Consider the following 21,360-nt stretch of genomic DNA (forward strand, 5'->3'; position numbering starts at 1 on the left):
GCTTTCGCGGGCAGGCCCGCTCCCACAGGGGATTGCATTTCAACAGAGCATGCAATTCAACTGTGGGAGCGGGCTTGCCCGCGAAGAGGCCCTCACTGCCGACCGCTAATTCAGTTCGTTCAAATCCCCTTGAACACCCCCGGCCGCTTCTCGACCATCGCCCGAACACCCTCCTTGGCATCTTCACTGTTGAGCAGTTTATCCACCATGGGCGGCAGCGCGGCGGCTGCGACAGCCTCACCCTCCATACGCGCCAGCCGTGCCGACATCAACGTGGCCTGTACACCCAGCGGTGCCTGGCGCGCAATGCGGTTGGCCAACTCGATGGCGCGGGGCAACAGGTCTTCACTGGCCATCACTTCCTGCACCAACCCCAGGCGCAGGGCTTCATGGGCGTCGAACTCGTCGCCGGTGAGCAGCCAGCGCATCGCATTGCCCCAGCCGGCAATCTGATGAAAGCGCAATGTCGCGCCGCCAAACGGGAAGATCCCGCGTTGCACCTCCATCTGGGCAAAGCGGGTATTGCTGGCGCAGAGGTTGATATCCGCCGCCAGCATCAATTCGATACCGATCGTCAGGCAATAACCCTGGGCGGCGACGATCACCGGCTTGCTCACGCGCGGGCCTGCAAATACCCCCCACGGGTCGCACCCTCCCAGCGGCGGTTGCCAGCCACCCGCCATCACGCTGCTGACATTGGCCAGGTCCAGCCCGGCCGTGAAGTGGTCGCCATGGGCAAACACCACGGCCACCCGTGCGTCATCGTTTCGATCAAATTCGCCATAGGCCAGGCTCAGCGCATTGAGCAAATCCAGGTCGAAGGCGTTGCGCTTGGCCACACGGTCCAGGCCCAGCAATAGAACATGACCCTCAAGTGCGCGGCTGACACGGCTACTGCTGGCTTGATTCATGGGGTGTGCCCTCGGGGCGCGGGTAAGGTTTCAGACCAAAGGGTCTCAGTGGGTGGGTGAACCGTTTAAGCTCGATGACCAACAGGGCCGGGCCTTTGAAAAATAGACCCTGGCGCACGGATCTGCAAAGCGCGTGACGCAGTGCGGTTTATCGGTGCCTGGCGATAAAAAAAGCTCCCTTTTTCAGCTATTTCCGGTATAGTGCGCGCCGGCCTTTAACCGGGCCGCGTTTAGGTAGCGCAATTCCCCGAAGTCAGCTTCGGCTGCACGTCCGCACAGCGGACTCTTCCTTGACGAATCTTTTTCATTCATTCGTTTTCGCAAATCCCCGCCGACAAAGCAGCCAGGGCGACTCTTGAGTCTCAACACGGCATGCGCAGCTTTGGAGCATGGGTCTTTGCGGATGCACTTAGAGGCAGACCCATGACCCAGGAAACCGGCGGCTTCGCCGCTTTTAATCTTAACCCGAATATTCTTGCAGCCGTCGCAGCGACCGGCTACGAAGAACCTTCGGCGATTCAGCAGCAATCGATCCCGATCATCATGGCCGGTAAGGACATGATTGGCCAGGCGCAAACCGGTACCGGCAAAACTGCCGCGTTCGCTTTGCCAATCCTGCACTGCATCGATCCTGCCAAGCGCGAGCCGCAAGCCCTGATCCTGGCGCCAACCCGTGAGTTGGCGCTGCAAGTAGCAACCGCCTTTGAAACCTACGCCAAGCAAATGCCAGGTGTAACTGTTGTGGCCGTTTACGGCGGCGCGCCTATGGGCCCACAACTCAAGGCAATCCGTAATGGCGCACAGATCGTTGTCGCCACTCCGGGCCGTCTGTGCGACCACCTGCGTCGTGACGAAAAAGTCCTGTCGACCGTGAACCACCTGGTTCTGGACGAAGCTGACGAAATGTTGAAGCTGGGCTTCATGGATGACCTGGAAGTCATCTTCAAGGCACTGCCGGCGACCCGTCAGACCGTGTTGTTCTCGGCGACCCTGCCGCAGTCCATCCGTGCCATTGCCGAACGCCACCTGCGCGATCCGGAGCACGTGAAGATCCAGACCAAGACCCAGACCGTTACCGCGATCGAACAGGCTCACCTGTTGGTTCACGCTGACCAGAAGACCTCGGCTGTATTGAGCCTGCTGGAAGTCGAAGACTTCGACGCCCTGATCATGTTCGTGCGCACCAAGCAAGCGACCCTGGACCTGGCCAGCGCCCTGGAAGCCAAAGGCTACAAAGCCGCTGCGCTGAACGGTGACATTGCCCAGAACCAGCGTGAGCGCGTGATCGACTCCCTCAAGGATGGCCGTCTGGACATCGTTGTAGCGACCGACGTTGCCGCCCGTGGCCTCGACGTTCCACGTATCACCCACGTGTTCAACGTTGACATGCCTTACGATCCAGAGTCCTACGTTCACCGTATCGGCCGTACCGGCCGTGCCGGTCGCGAAGGCCGTGCATTGCTGCTGGTGACTCCACGTGAGCGTCGCATGCTGCAAGTGATCGAGCGTGTTACCGGCCAGAAAGTTGCCGAAGTCCGCCTGCCGGATGCCCAGGCCGTTCTCGATGCGCGCATCAAGAAACTGACCAACAGCCTGGCGCCACTGGTGGCAGACGCTGAATCGACCCACGGCGACCTGCTGGACCGCCTGACTGCCGATATCGGTTGCACCCCGCGTGCCCTGGCTGCAGCTCTGCTGCGCAAAGCTACCAATGGTCAGGCCCTGACCCTGGCAGCCATCGAAAAAGAACGTCCACTGGTTCCGAACAGCGCGCCACGCGGTGATCGTCCAGAGCGTTCCGGCGACCGTCCAGACCGTGGTGATCGCGAGCGTCGCGCTCCAGTGCCTTTGGCTGAAGGCCGTGCTCGTTGCCGTACCGCGCTGGGTGCGCGTGATGGTATCGCGGCCAAGAACCTGCTGGGTGCTATCCTCAACGAGGGTGGCCTGGCACGTGAAGCCATCGGTCGCATCCAGGTGCGTGACAGCTTCTCCCTGGTGGAGCTGCCGGAAGACGGCCTGGAAAAACTGCTGGCCAAGCTCAAAGACACTCGCGTTGCCGGTAAGCAGCTCAAGCTGCGTCGCTACCGCGAAGATTGATCTGCCCTTGGGCTGATTGATCGCACATAAAAAATCCCCGACTGGTTCGGGGATTTTTTTTGCCTCATGTTTTAGTCTCCGAGGCGATCAACTGTGGGAGCTGGCTTGCCTGCGATAACGGTGAGTCAGCAAGCCAGTGTGTGACTGATACACCGCTATCGCAGGCAAGCCAGCTCCCACAGATGTGGCGGTGTCAGCCAAAACGATAGATATCCATGCCCAGGGCGCCCAGAGTGAAGCCCTGATGCGCCACACTGAAATCACCCCCGGCACCCCGCGCAAAGTACAGCGGCAGCAAATGCTCATCGCTGGGATGGTTGCGCACGGCATGTGGCGCCTGGCGCCGATAGTCATGCAAGGCGGCGTCGTCATTGGTCGCCAGTTTGTCGACCACCCAGTCGCGAAACTCCCGCGCCCACGGGGTGATCGTTTCCGGCCCGGCGCGCCAATCCAGTTCGCCCAGGTTATGAGTGATGCTGCCGGAGCCGATCAACAGCACGCCCTGTTCGCGCAGGCTGGCGAGCGCATGCCCGACCCGGGTTTGCAGGGCGGGGCCCAGGCGGCTGGGCAAGGAAACTTGTACCACTGGAAGGTCTGCTGCCGGATACATCAGCGACAGCGGGACCCAGGTGCCGTGGTCGAAGGGACGTTGCTCGTCAATACGTGCAGCCAGACCGTCGGCGTGCAGCAGCTCGACGATCTCACTGGCCAGCTGTGGGTCACCCGGCGCGGGGTATTGCACCGCAAACAACTCGCGCGCAAAGCCGCCAAAGTCGTGCCAGGTTTCGGGTGCAGCACCGCCGCTGACCAGCAGTTCCGGGCTTTCCCAATGCGCCGACACCACCACAATGGCTTTGGGGCGGGGTAGCTCGGCAGCCAGGCGCTGTAGCGCGGGGCCACTGGCGCCGGGTTGCAAGGCCAGCATGGGCGAGCCGTGGGAGATAAACAGGCTGGGGAGCATGAGCGGGTCCTGAGGGTTAAGATAACGCCATCTTCAATCAGATCATTGATCTAAATCTAATATAAGTTTTAGCGCCTTTTGATCGAATTTTCGGAGTGATTCATGCAGCCTGAATTTTGGCAGGACCGGTGGGCGAGCAATCAGATCGGTTTCCATCAGCGCGAGGTCAATCCCTACTTGCAACGGCACTGGCCCGTGTTGGGGTTGCCCGAGGGGGCAAAGGTGCTGGTGCCGTTGTGTGGCAAAAGCCTGGACTTGGTATGGCTCGAGAGCCAGGGGTACCCGGTAATGGGCGTGGAGCTGTCGGAGCAGGCGGTTGAGGCGTTCTTCAGTGAGCAGGGGCTGGTGCCGCACGTCAGTCATAAGGGCGTCTTCAAGGTCTACCAGGCGGGCCAGATCGAATTGTGGTGTGGCGATTTCTTCAGCCTGGATGCGCAGGCGCTGGTCGGTTGCCGCGGCGTATATGATCGCGCCGCGTTGATTGCATTGCCTCCGCTGATGCGCGCGCAATACGCCGAGCACCTGAATGCCTTGCTGCCGTCCGGCTGCCAGGGGTTGCTGGTTACCCTCGATTACGACCAGGCGCAGAAAGCCGGCCCACCCTTTGCTGTCTCGGACGAGGAAGTGCAGGTGCTGCTAGCACCGCATTGGGCGTTGGAGCGGCTGGAGGAGCGAGACATCCTGGGGGAGAGCTGGAAGTTCGTGCAGGACGGAGTGACTCGCCTTGAAGAGCGTGCTTATCGGCTGACCAGGCTCTAAAAGGCCTTTTCCTTTTGTAGGCGCGAGCGGGGAAATCAGCAGGCACAAAAAAGGGGCGATTAGATCGCCCCTTGTCGAGTCATCCGGCTATCAGCCGCGGCGACGCAATGCGTCAATCCGCTCTTCCAGCGGCGGGTGGCTCATGAACAGGCGAGCCAGGCCCTGCTTGATGCCGCCGTTGATGCCGAAGGCGGTCAGGCTGTCGGGCATATGCACCGGCAGGCCCTGTTCAGAGCGCAAGCGTTGCAGCGCGCCGATCATTGCGCTGGTGCCCGCCAGGCGTGCGCCGGCTTCGTCGGCGCGGAACTCGCGTTTGCGCGAGAACCACATCACGATGGCGCTGGCCAGGAAGCCCAGGACCAACTCGGCGAAAATGGTCGCCACGAAGTAGGCAATGCCGCGGCCTTCTTCGTTCTTGAAGATGACCTTGTCGACGAAGTTGCCGATGATCCGCGCGAAGAACATCACGAAGGTGTTCACCACGCCCTGTACCAGCGCCAGGGTGACCATGTCGCCGTTGGCCACGTGACCGATCTCGTGGGCCAGCACCGCCTTGACTTCATCGGGCGAAAACCGCTCCAGCAGGCCCTGGCTCACGGCCACCAGCGCGTCGTTCTTGTTCCAGCCGGTCGCAAAGGCGTTGGCCTCATAAGCCGGAAAGATCCCCACTTCGGGCATTTTGATGCCGGCTTCTTGAGACAACTGTTCCACGGTTTGCATCAGCCATTGTTCATGGCGAGTGCGGGGTTGAGTGATGATCTGGGTGCTGGTGCTCATCTTCGCCATCCACTTGGAGATGAACAGCGAAAACAGCGAACCGGCAAAACCAAAGACCGCACAGAAAATCAGCAGCTGATTGAGGTTCAGATCAACCCCATTGGCCGCCATGAACCCGTTGAAGCCAAAAAGGCTCAGGGTGACGCTGGCAATCAGTACGACCGCCAGGTTAGTGGCCAAGAACAGCAGGATGCGCATCATGGTTGTAGAATTCTCCTCATGCTTAATATGTCGCTCACTGCGGGGTATATAAGGTGCGGCATGGGGTGATTCAACCGGGGGACTATTTCAAACTGTGTCCTACGCCTCGGGCGTAGGGCCTTGAAGGGATTTTCCGACCTGTATCGTCAGCCCTTATCAACCCGATACTACCTCGCCGCCCCGTGATTATAAGGGGTACGTCCTCGGCAGGGGCCAAATGAAGTACAACCGCAAGTAAGTGACGCAGAAGTGTTGCCAGATAATCGCTGTACGACCCCAAGTGAGTCGTACAGCGTCAATGGCCTTACTGGCGATAGGACTTCAGGAAGTTGCCGATGCGACCAATGGCCATTTCCAGGTCATCCACGCGTGGCAAGGTCACTACGCGGAAGTGATCCGGCCATGGCCAGTTGAAGGCGGTACCTTGCACGACCAGCAGTTTTTCCGACAGCAGCAGGTCGAGCACGAACTTCTCATCGTTGAGGATCGGGCAGACTTTCGGGTCGATCCGCGGGAACGCATAGAGCGCACCCATGGGCTTCACACAGCTCACGCCGGGGATAGCGTTGAGCAACTCCCAGGTGCGGTTACGCTGCTCCAGCAGGCGGCCTTGAGGCAAGACCAGGTCATTGATGCTCTGGTAGCCGCCGAGGGCGGTCTGGATCGCGTGCTGGCTAGGTACGTTGGCGCACAGGCGCATGTTGGCCAGCATGTCGATGCCTTCTATATAGCTTTGCGCATTGTGCTTGGGCCCGGAGATGGCGATCCAGCCGGAGCGGAAACCCGCCACGCGGTAGGACTTGGACAGGCCATTGAAGGTCAGGCACAGCAGGTCCGGGGCCAGGGAGGCGGTGCAGATATGCACGGCGTCATCATAGAGGATCTTGTCGTAGATCTCGTCGGAGAACACCACCAGGTTGTGCTGACGCGCCAGTTCCAGCATGCCCAGCAATACTTCCCTGGAGTACACGGCGCCGGTGGGGTTGTTCGGGTTGATGATCACCAGAGCCTTGGTGTTGGGAGTGATCTTGGCCTTGATGTCGGCCAGGTCCGGGAACCAGTCGGCGCCCTCATCACACAGGTAATGCACCGGGTGCCCGCCCGCCAAGGTCACGGCGGCGGTCCACAGCGGGTAATCCGGGGCTGGCACCAGGACTTCATCGCCGTTGTTGAGCAATGCCTGCATGGACATCACGATCAGCTCGGACACGCCGTTGCCCAGGTAGATGTCCTCGATGCCGACACCTTCGACCTGCTTCTGCTGGTAGTACTGCATCACCGCCTTGCGCGCGCTGAACAGGCCTTTGGAATCGCTGTAGCCCTGGGCGGTCGGCAGGTTGCGGATCACATCCTGGAGGATTTCGTCCGGCGCTTCGAAACCAAACGGCGCCGGGTTGCCAATGTTCAGCTTGAGGATGCGATGGCCTTCCTCTTCCAGGCGTTTGGCGTGCTTGAGCACCGGGCCGCGAATGTCATAGCAGACGTTGGCGAGCTTGTTCGATTTGCTGACCTGCATGGCGATGTGATCCTGAAAATGAACGATCCCGACGGCGTAGGCACTACCGTAGGGTGAAGCCTGCACGGCCCGCACCCATAAATACGTTTGAATGCCGATGGCGCGGGTGCCAGACTGGCGTTTTGAAGAGGCGCAATCATACGTGCCGTCTGATCCATGGAAAAGACACAGATCAGGGTTTTTCAGTTGCCGAGGTGTACCGATGGAAAAGTTGCAGAAAACTGTAGATGAATGGAAGGCGATGCTCGATCCGGAGCAGTACAACGTGTGCCGTCTCAAAGGTACCGAGCGACCGTTCAGCGGCAAGTACAACGCCACCAAGACCGACGGCGTCTACCACTGCATCTGCTGCAACGAGCCGCTGTTCGATTCCAAGGCCAAGTTTGATTCCGGCTGTGGCTGGCCCAGCTTCTATGAGCCGATTGCCGACAGCGCGATGGTCGAGATCCGCGATGTCAGCCACGGCATGATTCGTACCGAAGTCACCTGTGCCAAGTGTGACGCACACCTGGGGCATGTGTTCCCGGATGGTCCGCCGCCGACGGGCCTGCGCTACTGCATCAACTCGGTATGCCTGGAGCTGGTGCCGCGCTAGGCTTGCATGGTCCCTGCAGGAGCGAGCGTGCTCGCGAAAAACGTCAACAATAACGCGGGCTTCCTGAATGAACGCGGCGCCTGATGGTTTTTCGCGAGCAAGCTCGCTCCTAAAATAAGGCTCTTTTTTCCTGACTGAGGCATTGCCATGAGCGACTCCCTGCTGAGCATCCCTTGCACCACCATAAAGGGTGAACAAAAGACCTTGGCCGATTTTGCCGGCAAGGCCATTTTGGTGGTCAACACCGCCAGCAAATGCGGCTTCACCCCGCAGTACAAGGGCCTTGAGCAGCTTTGGCAGCAATACAAGGACCAGGGCCTGGTGGTGCTCGGCTTTCCCTGCAACCAGTTCGGCAAGCAGGAACCGGGCAACGAAGGCGCGATATCCGAGTTCTGCGAGCTGAATTTCGGCGTCAGTTTTCCGCTGTTCAAGAAAATCGACGTCAATGGCAGCGATGCCCACCCGCTGTTCGTGCAGTTGAAAAAACAGGCCCCGGGACTACTGGGTTCCAAGAACATCAAGTGGAACTTCACCAAGTTCCTCATCGGCCGTGATGGCCAGCAGGTCAAGCGCTTTGCGCCAACCACCAAGCCCCAGGACTTGACCCAGGAGATCGAAGCCCTGCTCAAATGACCTAAGCATTGCGGGTACCCCTCAGAGGCTGATGGTCTTCGGTACCCACAGCTCCAGCAAGGCGTTGAGTTCTTCCCGGCGAAACGGCTTGGCCAGGTAATCGTTCATTCCCGCGGCCCGGCAACGCTCGCGTTCTTCGGCCATCGCGTTGGCGGTCAAGGCCACGATGGGCAAGTCCGGCCACCGCCCGCTGCGACGAATCTGTCGGCTGGCCTCATAGCCATCCATCACGGGCATGTTGCAGTCCATCAACACCATATCGAAGCGCTGATCCTCCAGCAGCTTGAGGGCTTCGCCACCGTGGGCCGCGACGATCACCTCGCACCCGAGCTTGCTGAGCATGCCCTTGGCCACCAGTTGGTTGACCGCGTTGTCCTCCACCAGCAGGATGCGCGCGCGGTGCGCAAGCGGTGCGGCTTCTATCTGCACCGGATCGAGGACCAGTTGCGCGTCGCTGCGCAGGTTGCGTTGCAGGATCTGGTACAGCGCGTTGCGGCTCAACGGGCGGGCTTGTTGCTGCAGCGGCGCCAGGGCCGCGACTTCAGCGCTGGGCAAAAAGTTGCCGTAGGCGGTGACCAGCAGAATCGGCGCGCTGATGCCCGGGCGCAAGCGGAACAGGCATTCAGGGCAGTCGGTGATCAACAGGTCGGGCGCCAGCCCGCTCAGATCATCGTCCTGGGAGTAGCAGCGCGGCGTCAGCCCCCAAGAGGGTAGCAGGGTGGTGAGCAGCTCCGTCAGCCCGCCGCCGGCGTTGGTGATGGCGATCACCTCGCCGGTGAGCGGTGCATAGCGTGTGGCAGGCAGATGCGCGGGCAGCGGGAGGTCGGCGCAGAACTGGCTGCCAAAGCCCACCTCCGAGCTGATACTCAAACGACCTTGCATGGCTTCGCACAGGTTATGGGTCAACGCCAGGCCCAATCCCGTTCCACCAAACTGGCGGGTGATGCCAGCGCCGGCCTGGGTGAATGGTTGGAAAATTTTCACTTGGGCTTCCTGAGCGATACCAATGCCGGTATCGCACACTTCGATGCTGACCCTGCCTGCCGAGGCGCGCAGGCGCACGTCGACGCGGCCAAAGCGGGTGAACTTCAAGGCATTGGAGAGCAAGTTGCTGACGATTTGCCGCACACGGGTTGGGTCGCCGATCACCTGGGCGGGAAATCGCGGGTCGATCAGGCAGGTCAACTCAACACTCGGCGCCGCGTTTTGCGACAGCAGGTTGGCGGTGTCCTCCACCAGGGAGCCCAGGTCGAACGGAATATGCTCCAGCTCCAGTTGCCCAGCGTCGAATTTGGACAGATCGAGGATATCGTTGAGCAACTCCACCAGCACTTTACCTGAGTCATGGGCAATGGACAGTTGCTGGCGCTGTTCGGCAGTCAGCGGGCTGTCCAGTGACAGGGCAATCATGCCCAGCAGCCCATTGAGTGGCGTGCGGATTTCATGGCTCATATTGGCCAGGAATGCCGCCCGCGCCTGGGCCATGCCCAACGCCGTCATTTTCGCTGCTTCCAGCTCATCGTTGGACTGGCTCAAGCGTTGGTTGCTGGCCTTGAGTTCAAGGGTGCGCGCCGAAACGATATTTTCCAGCTGGCCCAGGTACTCCGTGAGGCGGTCTTCGGCGTGGCGCCGTTGCTGGATCTCGGTTTCCATGTTTTCAAATTGCTGGTTAGCGACATTGACCAGCACGCCGATTTCATCGTGTTCATGCCCCGCGGGGCAATCCAGTCGCGCCTGTTTGCGTGTGCTCAGTTCGCGAATAATGCGCACCAGCGGTTGGGTGAGCATCACATAGAACAGGCCCAGCAAAATCCCGGTGAGCAGCAGGCTGCGGGCGAAGCCGTTGAGCAGGGTGATCTCGGCGCGATGCAGGAAACGGCTGCCAAAGGCATAGGTATCGACGTCCAGGCGTAGCACACCCAGGGAGTCGTTGGGCATATGGCTGAGAAACAGCCGGTCTTCAAACTGGCGATTGGCCCCAAACAGAAAATCGCTGACGGGCCGATAGTTGCTTTCTTTGCGCGGGCGGTTGACGTCGGCCAGCACCACGCCATTGTTGTCGATCAACTGCGCGCGGATGATGGCAGGGGAGTGCAGCAGGCCCAGGGTCAGTTCCTGGGCGAGTTCGGCATCGATGTTGTAGGCGATGCGTGACGCCGGGTTATGGCTGATTTCAATCAGTGAGCGTATTTCACGGTTGATGGATGCGTCTTCGCTGGCATAATCAATGCCGATTTGGATCAGGCTGAGCAAGGTTCCCAACACGAAACCGACCAGCACAGTCAATCTGGCTTGTTTATAAGACAAGCGGTGGGCGAACTTGATATCCATCGAGTGTTGAACCACTTAGCGTTTCCCTTCGCCCGGCAAGCATAGCTGAACATCCACAAGCTTTGGCTTGCCCGGCATGAATCGTTTGTTTGATGCAGCCCATGCAGTGTGCCGCAGGGTTGCCAATACGCCATCTTTTGCAAGAACTTGCCAGAGGAATAGCTGTGGATTCTCGATTGAATGCCTTTCTTGAGCGTGCCGATGCGGTGCTGGCTCGCCTGGAACCGTTGTTACCCGCACCGCGCCAAGCGATCGACTGGAACCAATGCCTCGCCGCCCGTTGGCAGCGCGAAGGCCGCAATGGCTTCCTGTTGCCGCTGGAGGTCAGCCTGGACATGCGCTTGTCGGACCTGATAGGTGTCGACAAGCAACGTGAACAACTGGCGCGCAACACCCAACAGTTCCTCGACGGTTTGCCCGCCAACCATGCGCTGTTGTGGGGTTCGCGTGGCACCGGCAAGTCTTCCATGGTCCGTGCCTTGCTCGCCCAGCACGCCAACGCGGGCCTGCGCTTGATCGAGATCGAGCGTGACCACCTGGCGGACCTGCCGCGGGTGGTCGAGCAACTGATCAAGCTACCACAACGCTTTATTTTGTTTTGCGATGACCTGTCGTTCGAGGCCGGCGAAGGTGACTATCGGGTGCTCAAGAGCGTGCTGGATGGCTCCCTGGAGCAGGCGCCGGAAAACGTGCTGCTGTATGCCACGTCCAACCGTCGCCATCTGGTGCCGGAAAACCAGAGCGACAATGACAACTGGAAACGCGTGGATGGCGAGTTGCACCCGAGCGAGGCGGTTGAAGACAAGATTGCCTTGTCGGATCGTTTTGGTTTGTGGTTGTCTTTCTACCCGTTTAGCCAGGAGCATTTCCTGGATGTGGTGGAGCACTGGATCGGTGAGCTGGCCAGCAAGGCCGGCTTGCAGTGGCAGCGCGATGAACAGCTTGATGTCCTCGCGGTACGCTGGGCCACTGGGCGCGGCAACCGCAATGGTCGGTGTGCCTATCAATTCGCCCGTTACTGGGTAGGTCTCAAATTGCTGGAACGTCAACCATGATCGATCTACAACAGGCCGGCAGCGGCCTTGATGGCTATGCCATGCTGTGCGCGCAACTGGAGTCGCTGTTGGCTGATGAACGCGATTTTATTGCCAACAGTGCGCAGTTTTCCGCGTTCCTGTTCAACCAGCTGGATGACTTGAACTGGGCGGGTTTTTACCTTAATCGCAATGAAGAGCTGGTGCTTGGGCCATTTCAGGGGCAAATCGCCTGTGTGCGCATTCCGTTCGGTCGTGGCGTGTGTGGTGCGGCTGCGGCAACGCGGCAAACCCAGCGCGTGGAAGATGTGCACGCATTCCCAGGCCATATTGCCTGCGACAGCGCTTCGAACAGTGAATTGGTGGTGCCCTTGGTCAAGGACGGTCAATTGATTGGCGTCCTTGACCTCGACAGCCCGTCCTTGGCCCGGTTTACCCCCCAGGACCAGGTGGGGATCGAGCGCTTGGCGGCGATTTTCCTGCGATTGACCGACTGCTGAAGCGGCGGGTGTTTATGCCGGTAGCGCAAGGAGCGCGTTTGCTCGTTCCTTGGTCTACCGGCTGTTGCACTTATTGGCCAGGCAGCTCATCCAGCTGAACCTGCAACATCTTTTCCAATTCCAGCATGAGTTGTTCCAGGGCCTTGATGCCGCTTTCGATCACCGCCCACTCCTCATTGCGAGAGCAGGTTTGCTCCAAGGCTTCGCATTGCCCCGCCAATGAGTGGGCTTGCACGATACGGGCCGCGCCTTTGATCTTGTGAGCTTGCTCGATGATTTCTGAGGGGGGCGCGTGTCGATCCAGCAGTTCGATAAGCAGCTGGCGGTCGTGAAGGCTGCTGCTCAGCAGTTCCTCCAGCAAGCGTCGACTCAAGTGGGGATCACCGCCGGTCAGCGCTTCCAGGCATTCGAGGTCCAGCCGTGGGTGCACGGCTTTAGGGACAATGTGTGTCAGTTGGCGCTCCAGCACGGTAAGGCTGATGGGCTTGAACAGGCAGTCATCCATGCCGGCTTGCACGCACCGTTGCCTTTCCTCTGGCTGGGCGTTGGCGGTAAAGCCCAGTACCACGCAGGGCACCAATTGCTCGCGCTGCTCATACTCACGGATTGAGCGACTCAGTTCATAGCCATTCATGATGGGCATATTGCAGTCGGCAATCACTAAGTCGAAATGCTCTTTACGCCAGGCCTGGAACCCCGCCGCACCGTGCTCGGCAGCGGTGAATTTATGGCCCAGGTAGCCCAGCTGCTGGCACATCAGCAGGCGGTTCGCCGGGTGATCGTCGACCACCAGTACATTAAGCATCAGTGCGGTAGCCGGCTTTTGCGGCGTTTGGTCACCTACCGGCTGGACCGCTTGCAAGCGGGGCATGCTCAGGTTGACGTGCACCTGGGTGCCCACCATGGGCACGCTGCTCAGGCTCAGTTGGCCGCCCATCATCGCGCACAGGCTGCGGCAGATCACCAGCCCCAGGCCCGCACCACTACGGGCCAGTTGCCCGGAATTGTCTGCTTGCGCAAAGGGTTCGAACAGGCGTAGTTGGTCCTCCCGACTGATGCCGATGCCGGTGTCTTCCACCACCAGTTTCAGCTCGATCTGCTCCGGTGCCTGGGTAGGCTGCAGTTCAACCTTGATCTTGACCTGCCCCTGTTCGGTGAACTTGATCGCGTTGCTCACAAGGTTCGAGAGCACCTGCTTGAAGCGCAGCGGGTCTATCAGCACCTCGATATCGTTAAGGTCGGGCTTGAACTCCAGCAGCAGGCTGAGGGTTTTTTGCCGTGCAAGACCGTCGAACACGCGCACCACTGATTCAATGACCTCCCGCAGGTTCACGCGCTCCGGCGCCAGGCTGAGGCGGCCCGACTCGATACGCGCGATGTCGAGGATGTCACCGATCAGTTCCAGCAGGTCTCTGGCCGAGTTGTACGCCACTTCGATTGCCGGACGGTCAAGATGCCCTTGATCGGCGCGCTTGAGCGTCAGTTCGAGCATGCCGATCACGGCGTTCATCGGGGTGCGAATCTCGTGGCTCATGGTGGCCAGGAACGTGCTCTTGGCGCGATTGGCCTCGTCGGCACGCTCCTTGGCGGCGCGCAGTTCATCGAATAGCTGGCGTCGGTCACTGATATCGATCCAGCCACCGATGATGCCTTGGACTTCACCCGTGGAGTCGCGGTAAGGCAGGATCCAGTGGTAGATGGTCAGTTTCCTGTCGTGGATATGCAGGCTGCGATCGAGGATCAGCGGGTTGCCCTCGGCCACCACGCGCAGATAGTCAGCATGGTACTGGGCCGCCTCCGACTCCAGGGCCATGCTCATCTGGGTCACGCTTTTGCCGATCACGTCTTCACGCTTGACGTCGAACACCTGCAGGTAGCTGTCGTTGCAGGTCTGCAGCAGGCCATTGCGGTCGCGCACGTAGATCGGATGCGGCGTCTCATTGACCAGCGCGCGCATGAACTCGAACTGATCGTTGAGGGCGCGTTCGGCCATTTTTCGATGCTTGATCTGGCGCCGCATGTAGGCGTTCCAGGCCAAGGAAATCAACAGCAACAGGCCGGTGCCGATGATGATGCGCGCGATCAACTGATGATAGTTTCGCCAGTAACTGTCGGACGCGGCGGTGTAGCCCCGCCAGCGGCTGTTGATCACGCCCATTTCATCCGGGGCAATGCTGAGCAGGGCCTTGTCGAGGATCGAGCTCAACTCCGTGGCTTGGCGCGAGGTGGCCAGGGTGAATGTTGCGGGGGTGGTGCCGATGCTGGCGCTGATTTGCAGGCGGTCCTGGAAAACCTGGGAAGACAGGAAGTAGTTGGCGATCACCAGGGTGTTCACGGCCCCATCTACTTGTCCCTGTGCGAGCAGCTCGGATGCTCTGAATGTATCACTGGTTTCCACCAGGTGAATCTCAGGAAAGTCCTTGGTCAAGGTTGCGGCCAAGGGGTTACCCTGGGTTATCGCCAGGCGCTTTCCGGCCATTTGCTCCATGTTCGACGGCGCTCCTGGCTCTTTGCGCGTCAACAGCACATAGGAGTTTTCGAGGTAAGGGCGGCTGAAATTAAGTTGTGGGTCTCGCTCGTTGCTGGGAACGATGGCCCCGATCATATCGACTTTCTGGGTCGCGACCTGGTCGATCATCGCGTTGACGTCGCGCCCACGTTGTACCGAAAAACGCAGGCCGGTGCGCAGGCGGATCAATTCCAGCAGGTCCGCGGTGATCCCGCGAAAGTTGCCGTCCGCATCGAAAAATGTCAGTGGCGCGAAGGTTTCGTTGACGATGACCGTCACCACCGGGTGGTCTTTGAGCCAACGCTCTTCGCGCTGGGTCAGTTGCAGTTTCTTGTCGGTCAGCAGGATATCGCTGCCGGCGCTCCAACGCTTGGCGATGCTCTCCCGTTCATTGATGGGCACCGAAGCCAGCGCTGAATCGACAATGCTCAAGAGCATCCGGTTGTCCTGACGCGTGGCAAAGCTGAAACCATAAGCTTCATGCTTGCCGAAGTTGGCCATGCGAATGTTTTTGAGGTAGCCCTTGTTGATCATGTAATGGGTGGAAATGGTGTCACCGAGAAACACATCCGCCTGGTCGAAGGCCACTGCATTCAAGGCATTCTGATAAGAGGGGTAGGCGCGGATGATCGCCTTGGGGTACAGCTTTTCCACCTCATTAAGCGGCAGGTAGTGATAGACAAGGCTCAGGCGCAGCCCGTCGAGGCCTTCACTGAGGCTGCGGGTTTCTCCCTCGCGTGTGACCAGGACTGGCTGGTCTACCGCATAGGGTTCGGAGAGGATCAGATTCGGCGTTGCAGCCTCAAAGCCGTTGGAGGAGCCCAACAAGTCGATTTCCCCGGCTTCCAGGGCGCGAATGGCAGCCGCCCGGGACGGGTAGCGCATCACAGTGATGGGCAGGGAGAGTGCCTTGGCCAGCAATCCCGCGTAATCGGCGGTAAGGCCTTCATAATCATGTCCGCTGGACGTGAGGTCAAAGGGTGGATAGTCAGGACTGGATGTACCCAGCGTTAGTTCACGTTTGTTATGCAGCCACTGGCGCTGGGCCTTGTCAAAATGAGTGTCCAGTTGTACAGCTCCCGCACGACTCAAGAGGGTGAAGCGTTCCGGGCTGGTTTGGTGCTCTGCCAGCACAGTTGTGCTGAAGTACAAACCGGCACTTAATATAATCAGATAGTCCTTTATACGCCTGGGCATCCGCTTTCTCACACTAGCGCGTTTCGTTTTGCCAACTCGATGAGGTCGACCAAGGATTTGGCTTGGAGTTTTTGCATTAATCTTTTCTTATAAGTACTGACGGTCTTGTTACTCAGGAACACCTGAATTCATAGAATAAGCGCAACGCTTGAAACGAGAGGCAGAGAGCCAGCCACCGGTAGAATCCAGGCTCTCACACCGAAGGATTCAAGCGCAGATGACTACGCATTACCGGCAGCTGACTCAGGGACAACGTTACCAGATTGAGGCTGGCTTGAGCGCCGCAGAGAGCCAGGCGAGCATTGCAAAGCGGGTCGGCGTGCATCCCTCGACGATCAGTCGCGAGGTTCGCCGCAACAGCACCCAGAATATCTACAAGGCTGTTTCTGCGGCCCATGAAAGTGATGCTCGTCGAGCGGGTGCGCGCAAGTTTTGCAAGCCGGCGACATGGCTCAGCCATCATCTCCCGGTGTGGCTCAAGCATGGCATGAGTCCGGAGCAGATCGCCCAGCGGTTGAAGCAGGAGCAGCCAAGCCGGGCGGTCAGCCATGAGTGGATTTATCGGTTCATTGCCGCCGAACAGCGCGCCGGTGGTGAGCTTTATACCTATCTGCGACATCGCCGAAAGCGCTACCGGAAACGCTATGGAAGCCACGATCGGCGCGGGCAGCTGCGTAATCGCGTGTCAATCAGTGAACGCCCAGCCGAGGTCGAAAGCCGCGAGCGCCTGGGGGACTGGGAGGGCGATACGGTACATGGACTGGGCGGTAACCTGGTGACCCTGGTTGATCGCAAAAGCGGCTATCTGAGCGCCTATCCGGTCAAGCGCAGAACGCGCCGGCAGGTAACGCGGGCGATCAATCTGATGCTTCAGGGCCATGCCGCTCACACGCTGACGCTGGATAACGGAAGGGAGTTTGCCGGGCATGAACGCATCGCGCTACGGAGCCAGTGCCAGGTCTTTTTTGCAGACCCCTATTCATCCTGGCAACGTGGCACCAATGAAAACACCAACGGTCTGCTCCGCCAGTATTTCCCCAAGGGCAGCGACTTCAGCAAGCTGACCGTCGAAGCCGTCAATCGGACAGTAGCGAGGATCAATCTACGCCCGCGCAAGCGCTTGGGCTGGAAGACGCCGTACGAAGTGCATACAGGGGTGAGCGTTGCACTTATGTGTTGAATTCAGGACATACCTTTGGCGATTTCCTTGTTAGTGCGACCTTGTGCAAACAGTTGCAGCACCATCAGCTCCCGGTCGTTGACGGTCTTGAACAGTTCCAGCTCCTGAGCATCCATGCCTTCCGTTCCGGGGCCATTCAAGGCCTGGCTGGGGAAGTAGTTGTAGCCGGATAGCACCGCGCGGATGGCGCTCAGCAACTCGCTCAGGTCACCCTCCTTGCACACATAGCCCTCTGCCCCCGAGCGCATGCACCGCGTGGCAAACAACGTCGGACATTGAGCCGTGAGGACCAGGGTTTTCATCGAGGTGTTCATGGCGTTGAACCGGCAGAGCACCTCAAGGCCATCAAGTTTCGGGATGCTGATGTCGAGAATCACCAAGTCTGGAAGGCATTCACGCACCATCTGTATGGCATCGCACCCGTTATCTGTTTCGCCGACGACTTTGTAACCTTCATGTTCCAGCAACATTCGAATGGCAAGCCGGATAACGGGATGGTCGTCGATAATAAAAACTGAGTTCATAGTCACATTCCATGCAGGTGCAGATAAAGCGGGCACATTAGCTCAGAAGGTGAGTCCGCAGTATGAAGCTCGCAAGGAGTAGATGCAGAACAGGAAAGTTCCTACATTTAAAAAGGTATAGACCTACAAGTTGTTAGGTAATCGTGACAAGGCATGTGAGCGTTTCGAGGTCGATCATGACAAGACGCAAGGCTGGGGAATTTACGGCGGGCCTCGTATCTATTTTCGTTGAAAGGAATGTTTAAAATCCTACATGAGGGGGTCGAAAGTTAAGCCGATTAATATTTCAAGATCATCTTTGTTCAAAGGTTTTGGCAAATAGCCAAGGAGGGGGAGATTTCGTTGCGCGGCTTGTGTCGTCAGGTTGACCAGTTCTGGCGTAGGTAAGCCGCTCAACAGGATGGCACTGCTGATGAAGCGTCGGCGGCTGGCGATTTCCACCAGTTCAAGCCCAGGCAGGTCTGGCAGGCATTGGTCGCATAACATCAGGTCGAAAGGGTGTTCGGACTGGCTCATCGCGCGTATGGCCTGCTCGGCATTTTCCACCGCGGTCAGTTGGTCGAAGCCGAAACTTCTGAGCAGGCATTGGGTGGCCAGGAGTTGAAAGGGGTGATCCTCCACCAAAAGAATACGGAGAGAATAGCTGGGCATAAAGAGCACACAGTAAGGCAAGCGTCGATGGGGGCAGTAGGAATGACTCGGCTGGTCCGTTGGGAGCGCGCGTGATTATTCTTCGAGTGTCTGTACGAATTCGATCAGGCCGCTCTGTTCCCGTCGTAGGGCAATTCGCTTCAGGGAACAGGTTGCCTGATGAAGTCGTTATTGGGGGCCGGAGCGCCCGGTCATTTCTCGTGCCATTTCGGTGGCGTAGCTGTCGGTCATACCGGCGATGAAGTCGATCATCCGCAGGAACGAGGCGTGCAGTGACCAGGCGGGGTCTGGCGCGCTATTGCCTAGCAGGTCGAGAATGCGCCGGTTCTTGAACGACGGGGTGCGCCCGCCATGTTGTTCAAGGGCCGCGCCGCAGAAGGCGTTCAGCAGGATTTCCAGGGTGGTGTAGGCCCCGATTTCATGCAACGTCTTGCGCTTGTCCTGGAAGATTTTCTTGCGCGCCATGTCCTTGGCATCCAGCACGCAGCGCTTTGCCGGGCCGTGCATGTGCTCCACCAGATCCCCCGGCAGCGTGCCGGCCAACAGGGCGTCCTGTTGTTCGACGAACGCCTGCGCCGCTGCGTTGGTCAGGTGCTCGATGGCTTTGCCGCGCAGGATCGCCAGCTTGCGGCGGCGCGAGTCCATTGGCCCCAGTTGGCGATAGGTTTGTGGCAGATCATCGCCGACCAGGTCCAGCAGCAATGACTCGACTTCGGCGTACTCCAGCAACTCCATTTCCAGGCCGTCTTCCAGGTCGATCAACGCATAGCAGATGTCGTCGGCGGCCTCCATCAGATACACGAGCGGGTGACGCGCCCAACGTTGTTCCTCCAACTGAGGCAACCCCAGCTTGTGGGCGATTTGCTCAAGAATCGGCAGCTCGCTCTGGTAACAGCCAAACTTGTGTTTCTTGTAGCCCAGCGAGTCGGCGTGGCGGGCGGTCCAGGGGTATTTAAGGTAAGTGCCCAAGGTGGCGTAGGTCAGCCGCGTACCGCCGTCGAACTGATGGTATTCAAGTTGGGTGAGCACCCGAAAACCCTGGGCATTGCCTTCGAAGTTAAGGAAGTCATTGCGTTCGGCGCTGCTCATGTCATCCAGCCAGCCGCGCCCGGCGGCCTGTTGGAACCAGTGGCGAATGGCGTCTTCGCCAGAGTGCCCGAACGGTGGGTTGCCGATGTCATGGGCCAGGCAGGCCGATTGCACCACCATGCCCAGGTCGCTCGGGTCGCACCAGTCGGGCAGGGCGCCGCGCAGGGTTTCGCCTACGCGCATGCCCAGGGAGCGCCCCACGCAGCTGACTTCCAGCGAGTGGGTCAAGCGTGTGTGGATATGGTCGTTGCTCGTCACCGGGTGTACTTGGGTCTTGCGCCCCAGGCGCCGGAACGCGCCAGAGAAAATAATGCGGTCGTGATCTTTGTGAAAGGGACTGCGGCCCAGTTCTTCAGGGCTGTGCAGGGGTTTTCCAAGACGTTCGCGGGTCAACAGGGTGGGCCAATCCAAGGCAGAGGCTCTCCGTAGGGTGAATGACAGCGCCAGCTTCCCGGTTCGGCCTTTATGGGGCAAGCGAATCCAGCGGTCGGCCGCGTCAGTATCAATTAACAGGCAGCGCAAAAAACCGCAATGACCAGCAGGTGTCTGGTCATTGCGGTCATTGGCTTTCGAAGGTCAGCTTTTGCGCGAAGCGCCTTGCATGGCCAACTTGATCAGTGGGATCAACCCGGCACCCAGCCGCACCAGGCGCGTGATGCTGCTGATACTGCCGCCCTTGGCGCCCTTGCCGGTAAAGAAGCCCATCAGCGTGACCGCCGCCACGCCCCACAACGGCGCGTGCTTGATGCCCAGGCTGTCCTGCCAGTTGTGGCGCATATTGCGCATTTTGTGCAGGGGCGCCATGAGTTGTTGGGACTCATGCCGGATTTCCTGGCGGTGCATTTCCATGCGCAGGCGGATCAAGGCTTTGCGCATTTCCCGGCGTGACGTATTTTGCGGGATCTCAGTCATGCTCATGGCAGCAGGCGCTCCCGGTCATTGGCCAGTTCTTCGAGCGTGGCATGGAAGGGCGTGGACTCATCGAATACCGCCGCCTTCAAGCGCACGCCGCAGAACGCAGCGGCCAGGCTATAGAACACGCAGAGGCAGATGATGCCGGTCAGGCGATAGCCCGTGTCCCACACCAGGATCATCACCAGCGTCGACAAGCCCACCAGCAACAGCAGGGCAAACACCAATGCCAGGCCGGCAAACAGCAACAGGCTGACGGTACGGGCCTTTTGCTCTTGTAATTCAATGCCGAACAACTCGACATGACTGTGCAGCAAGCCCAGCACAGCTGCGCCCAGGCGTCGGGAAGTTGAACCGCTTGCTGAGGAATGTGCGCTCGTGGATGAGCTGGATTCGCCGATAGACATGGTTAGCGCCTTGTAGCCAATAGACCGATCAAAAAACCTACGCCGGCAGCAATGCCGACTGACTGCCATGGGTTGGCTTGCACGTAGTCTTCAGTGGCAGTGATCGCCGCCTGGCCGCGCTCGCGCAATGAGTCTTCGGTCAGTTGCAGGGTCTCGCGGGCCTTGAGCAGGCTCTCGTGGATCTTGGTGCGCAGCTCGTCAGCCTGGTCACCGGCCAGCACGGCAGTGTCGTCCAGCAGCTTTTCGGTATCGCTGACCAGGGTTTGAAAATCCTCCATCAGTATCTCTTGAGCAGTCTTTGCTGTTTTACCGGCCATGGTTATCTCCGTGGGTAGCTGATCTGTACGTGTGGTTTCGAGTCGCGGCGTTCGCTGAAGGTTCACTGCAATTGTGTGGTACAGCTTTTGCTTTGCCTTGGTGCGCAGGCCCTGGAGCCTGCGCTGAATCCGGGCGGTCGAGGTGAAAACCTTGAAAAACCTTACCCTAAATCACTTAACTTCGCGGAAAAACCCTGTCGGCAACGGCCTGTTGTGTTGATCGCTGCGCTAAAGCGGTTCACGCCCTCTGAAGAAGGGC

19 protein-coding genes and 3 pseudogenes are annotated in these 21,360 nt (G+C 59.2%); 7 read left to right on the plus strand and 15 right to left on the minus strand.

What is annotated here, in order from left to right:
- Positions 1-119: 119 nt before the first annotated feature.
- Entirely contained in the window at positions 120-911 is a 792-nt protein-coding gene (locus tag AB4P90_RS09380) for a crotonase/enoyl-CoA hydratase family protein (RefSeq protein ID WP_014717676.1), read from the minus strand.
- Positions 912-1,334: 423 nt separating this feature from the next.
- Between AB4P90_RS09380 and AB4P90_RS09385 the strand changes: the two genes are divergently transcribed.
- Complete coding sequence (locus AB4P90_RS09385) at positions 1,335-3,008, plus strand: DEAD/DEAH box helicase (RefSeq protein ID WP_014717677.1); 1,674 nt, start codon at positions 1,335-1,337, stop codon at positions 3,006-3,008.
- A gap of 193 nt (positions 3,009-3,201) precedes the next feature.
- On the opposite strand, the gene AB4P90_RS09390 is transcribed toward AB4P90_RS09385, so the two are convergent.
- Positions 3,202-3,969, minus strand: coding sequence for a class III extradiol ring-cleavage dioxygenase (locus AB4P90_RS09390; RefSeq protein WP_130175596.1), 768 nt, complete (start codon positions 3,967-3,969; stop codon positions 3,202-3,204).
- A gap of 102 nt (positions 3,970-4,071) precedes the next feature.
- On the opposite strand from AB4P90_RS09390, the gene AB4P90_RS09395 reads away from it, so the two are divergent.
- Positions 4,072-4,728 (plus strand): thiopurine S-methyltransferase, encoded by a 657-nt coding sequence (locus AB4P90_RS09395; protein WP_014717679.1) that lies wholly within the window; start codon positions 4,072-4,074, stop codon positions 4,726-4,728.
- A gap of 90 nt (positions 4,729-4,818) precedes the next feature.
- Here the strand turns inward: AB4P90_RS09395 and htpX are convergent, their stop codons facing one another.
- Entirely contained in the window at positions 4,819-5,706 is an 888-nt protein-coding gene (htpX, locus tag AB4P90_RS09400) for a protease HtpX (protein WP_003189904.1), read from the minus strand.
- Positions 5,707-6,010: 304 nt separating this feature from the next.
- The gene (locus AB4P90_RS09405; RefSeq protein ID WP_003209058.1) at positions 6,011-7,222 is read right to left on the minus strand and encodes a pyridoxal phosphate-dependent aminotransferase; all 1,212 of its coding nucleotides are present in this window, start codon (positions 7,220-7,222) and stop codon (positions 6,011-6,013) included.
- Between the two features lie 202 nt (positions 7,223-7,424).
- Between AB4P90_RS09405 and msrB the strand changes: the two genes are divergently transcribed.
- Positions 7,425-7,817, plus strand: a complete 393-nt coding sequence (msrB, locus tag AB4P90_RS09410) for a peptide-methionine (R)-S-oxide reductase MsrB (RefSeq protein ID WP_014717680.1) — start codon at positions 7,425-7,427, stop codon at positions 7,815-7,817.
- A gap of 147 nt (positions 7,818-7,964) precedes the next feature.
- Complete coding sequence (locus tag AB4P90_RS09415; protein ID WP_014717681.1) at positions 7,965-8,450, plus strand: glutathione peroxidase; 486 nt, start codon at positions 7,965-7,967, stop codon at positions 8,448-8,450.
- 21 nt (positions 8,451-8,471) lie between these two features.
- On the opposite strand, the gene AB4P90_RS09420 is transcribed toward AB4P90_RS09415, so the two are convergent.
- The 3 genes and pseudogenes from AB4P90_RS09420 to AB4P90_RS09430 all read right to left on the minus strand — a co-directional run.
- Complete coding sequence (locus AB4P90_RS09420) at positions 8,472-8,792, minus strand: response regulator (protein WP_371360400.1); 321 nt, start codon at positions 8,790-8,792, stop codon at positions 8,472-8,474.
- A gap of 325 nt (positions 8,793-9,117) precedes the next feature.
- Positions 9,118-9,342 carry a DUF2486 family protein gene (locus AB4P90_RS09425; protein ID WP_370706063.1) on the minus strand — a complete coding sequence of 75 codons (225 nt, stop codon included), beginning with the start codon at positions 9,340-9,342 and terminating at the stop codon, positions 9,118-9,120.
- Positions 9,321-10,781: pseudogene (locus tag AB4P90_RS09430) on the minus strand (ATP-binding protein); the annotation flags it as partial. The pseudogene AB4P90_RS09430 and the gene AB4P90_RS09425, both read right to left, overlap by 22 nt.
- A 164-nt stretch (positions 10,782-10,945) precedes the next feature.
- Between AB4P90_RS09430 and AB4P90_RS09435 the strand changes: the two are divergent.
- Together AB4P90_RS09435 and AB4P90_RS09440 are read left to right on the plus strand one after the other, a co-directional pair.
- Complete coding sequence (locus tag AB4P90_RS09435; protein WP_019820351.1) at positions 10,946-11,836, plus strand: ATP-binding protein; 891 nt, start codon at positions 10,946-10,948, stop codon at positions 11,834-11,836.
- Positions 11,833-12,315 carry a GAF domain-containing protein gene (locus tag AB4P90_RS09440; protein WP_014717684.1) on the plus strand — a complete coding sequence of 161 codons (483 nt, stop codon included), beginning with the start codon at positions 11,833-11,835 and terminating at the stop codon, positions 12,313-12,315. Before AB4P90_RS09435 ends, AB4P90_RS09440 begins: the two co-directional genes overlap by 4 nt.
- 70 nt (positions 12,316-12,385) lie before the next feature.
- Here AB4P90_RS09440 and AB4P90_RS09445 read toward each other — a convergent pair whose 3' ends face one another.
- Both AB4P90_RS09445 and AB4P90_RS09450 read right to left on the minus strand, forming a co-directional pair.
- Positions 12,386-16,021, minus strand: coding sequence for a transporter substrate-binding domain-containing protein (locus AB4P90_RS09445; RefSeq protein WP_275968491.1), 3,636 nt, complete (start codon positions 16,019-16,021; stop codon positions 12,386-12,388).
- 8 nt (positions 16,022-16,029) lie between these two features.
- A pseudogene (locus AB4P90_RS09450) lies at positions 16,030-16,143 on the minus strand (LuxR C-terminal-related transcriptional regulator); the annotation flags it as partial.
- Positions 16,144-16,238: 95 nt separating this feature from the next.
- On the opposite strand from AB4P90_RS09450, the gene AB4P90_RS09455 reads away from it, so the two are divergent.
- Entirely contained in the window at positions 16,239-17,201 is a 963-nt protein-coding gene (locus AB4P90_RS09455) for an IS30-like element ISPpu17 family transposase (RefSeq protein ID WP_004577240.1), read from the plus strand.
- Between the two features lie 8 nt (positions 17,202-17,209).
- On the opposite strand, the pseudogene AB4P90_RS09460 reads toward AB4P90_RS09455, so the two are convergent.
- The 6 genes and pseudogenes from AB4P90_RS09460 to AB4P90_RS09485 form a co-directional block, all read right to left on the minus strand.
- A pseudogene (locus AB4P90_RS09460) lies at positions 17,210-17,725 on the minus strand (response regulator); the annotation flags it as partial.
- A gap of 249 nt (positions 17,726-17,974) precedes the next feature.
- Positions 17,975-18,376 carry a response regulator gene (locus AB4P90_RS09465; RefSeq protein WP_014717687.1) on the minus strand — a complete coding sequence of 134 codons (402 nt, stop codon included), beginning with the start codon at positions 18,374-18,376 and terminating at the stop codon, positions 17,975-17,977.
- 168 nt (positions 18,377-18,544) lie between these two features.
- A complete protein-coding gene (locus AB4P90_RS09470) occupies positions 18,545-19,876 on the minus strand; it encodes a deoxyguanosinetriphosphate triphosphohydrolase (RefSeq protein ID WP_014717688.1) in 1,332 nt (443 codons plus the stop codon).
- A 165-nt stretch (positions 19,877-20,041) separates the two neighbouring features.
- On the minus strand, positions 20,042-20,383 hold the full coding sequence (locus AB4P90_RS09475; RefSeq protein WP_014717689.1) for a hypothetical protein: 342 nt from the start codon (positions 20,381-20,383) through the stop codon (positions 20,042-20,044).
- Positions 20,380-20,784 (minus strand): phage holin family protein, encoded by a 405-nt coding sequence (locus tag AB4P90_RS09480; RefSeq protein ID WP_005786473.1) that lies wholly within the window; start codon positions 20,782-20,784, stop codon positions 20,380-20,382. Before AB4P90_RS09480 ends, AB4P90_RS09475 begins: the two co-directional genes overlap by 4 nt.
- Positions 20,785-20,786: 2 nt before the next feature.
- On the minus strand, positions 20,787-21,101 hold the full coding sequence (locus AB4P90_RS09485) for a YqjD family protein (RefSeq protein WP_003189926.1): 315 nt from the start codon (positions 21,099-21,101) through the stop codon (positions 20,787-20,789).
- Positions 21,102-21,360 lie beyond the last annotated feature (259 nt).

The sequence above is a fragment of the Pseudomonas sp. B16120 genome (assembly GCF_044218845.1).
Lineage (GTDB): Bacteria > Pseudomonadota > Gammaproteobacteria > Pseudomonadales > Pseudomonadaceae > Aquipseudomonas > Aquipseudomonas paracarnis.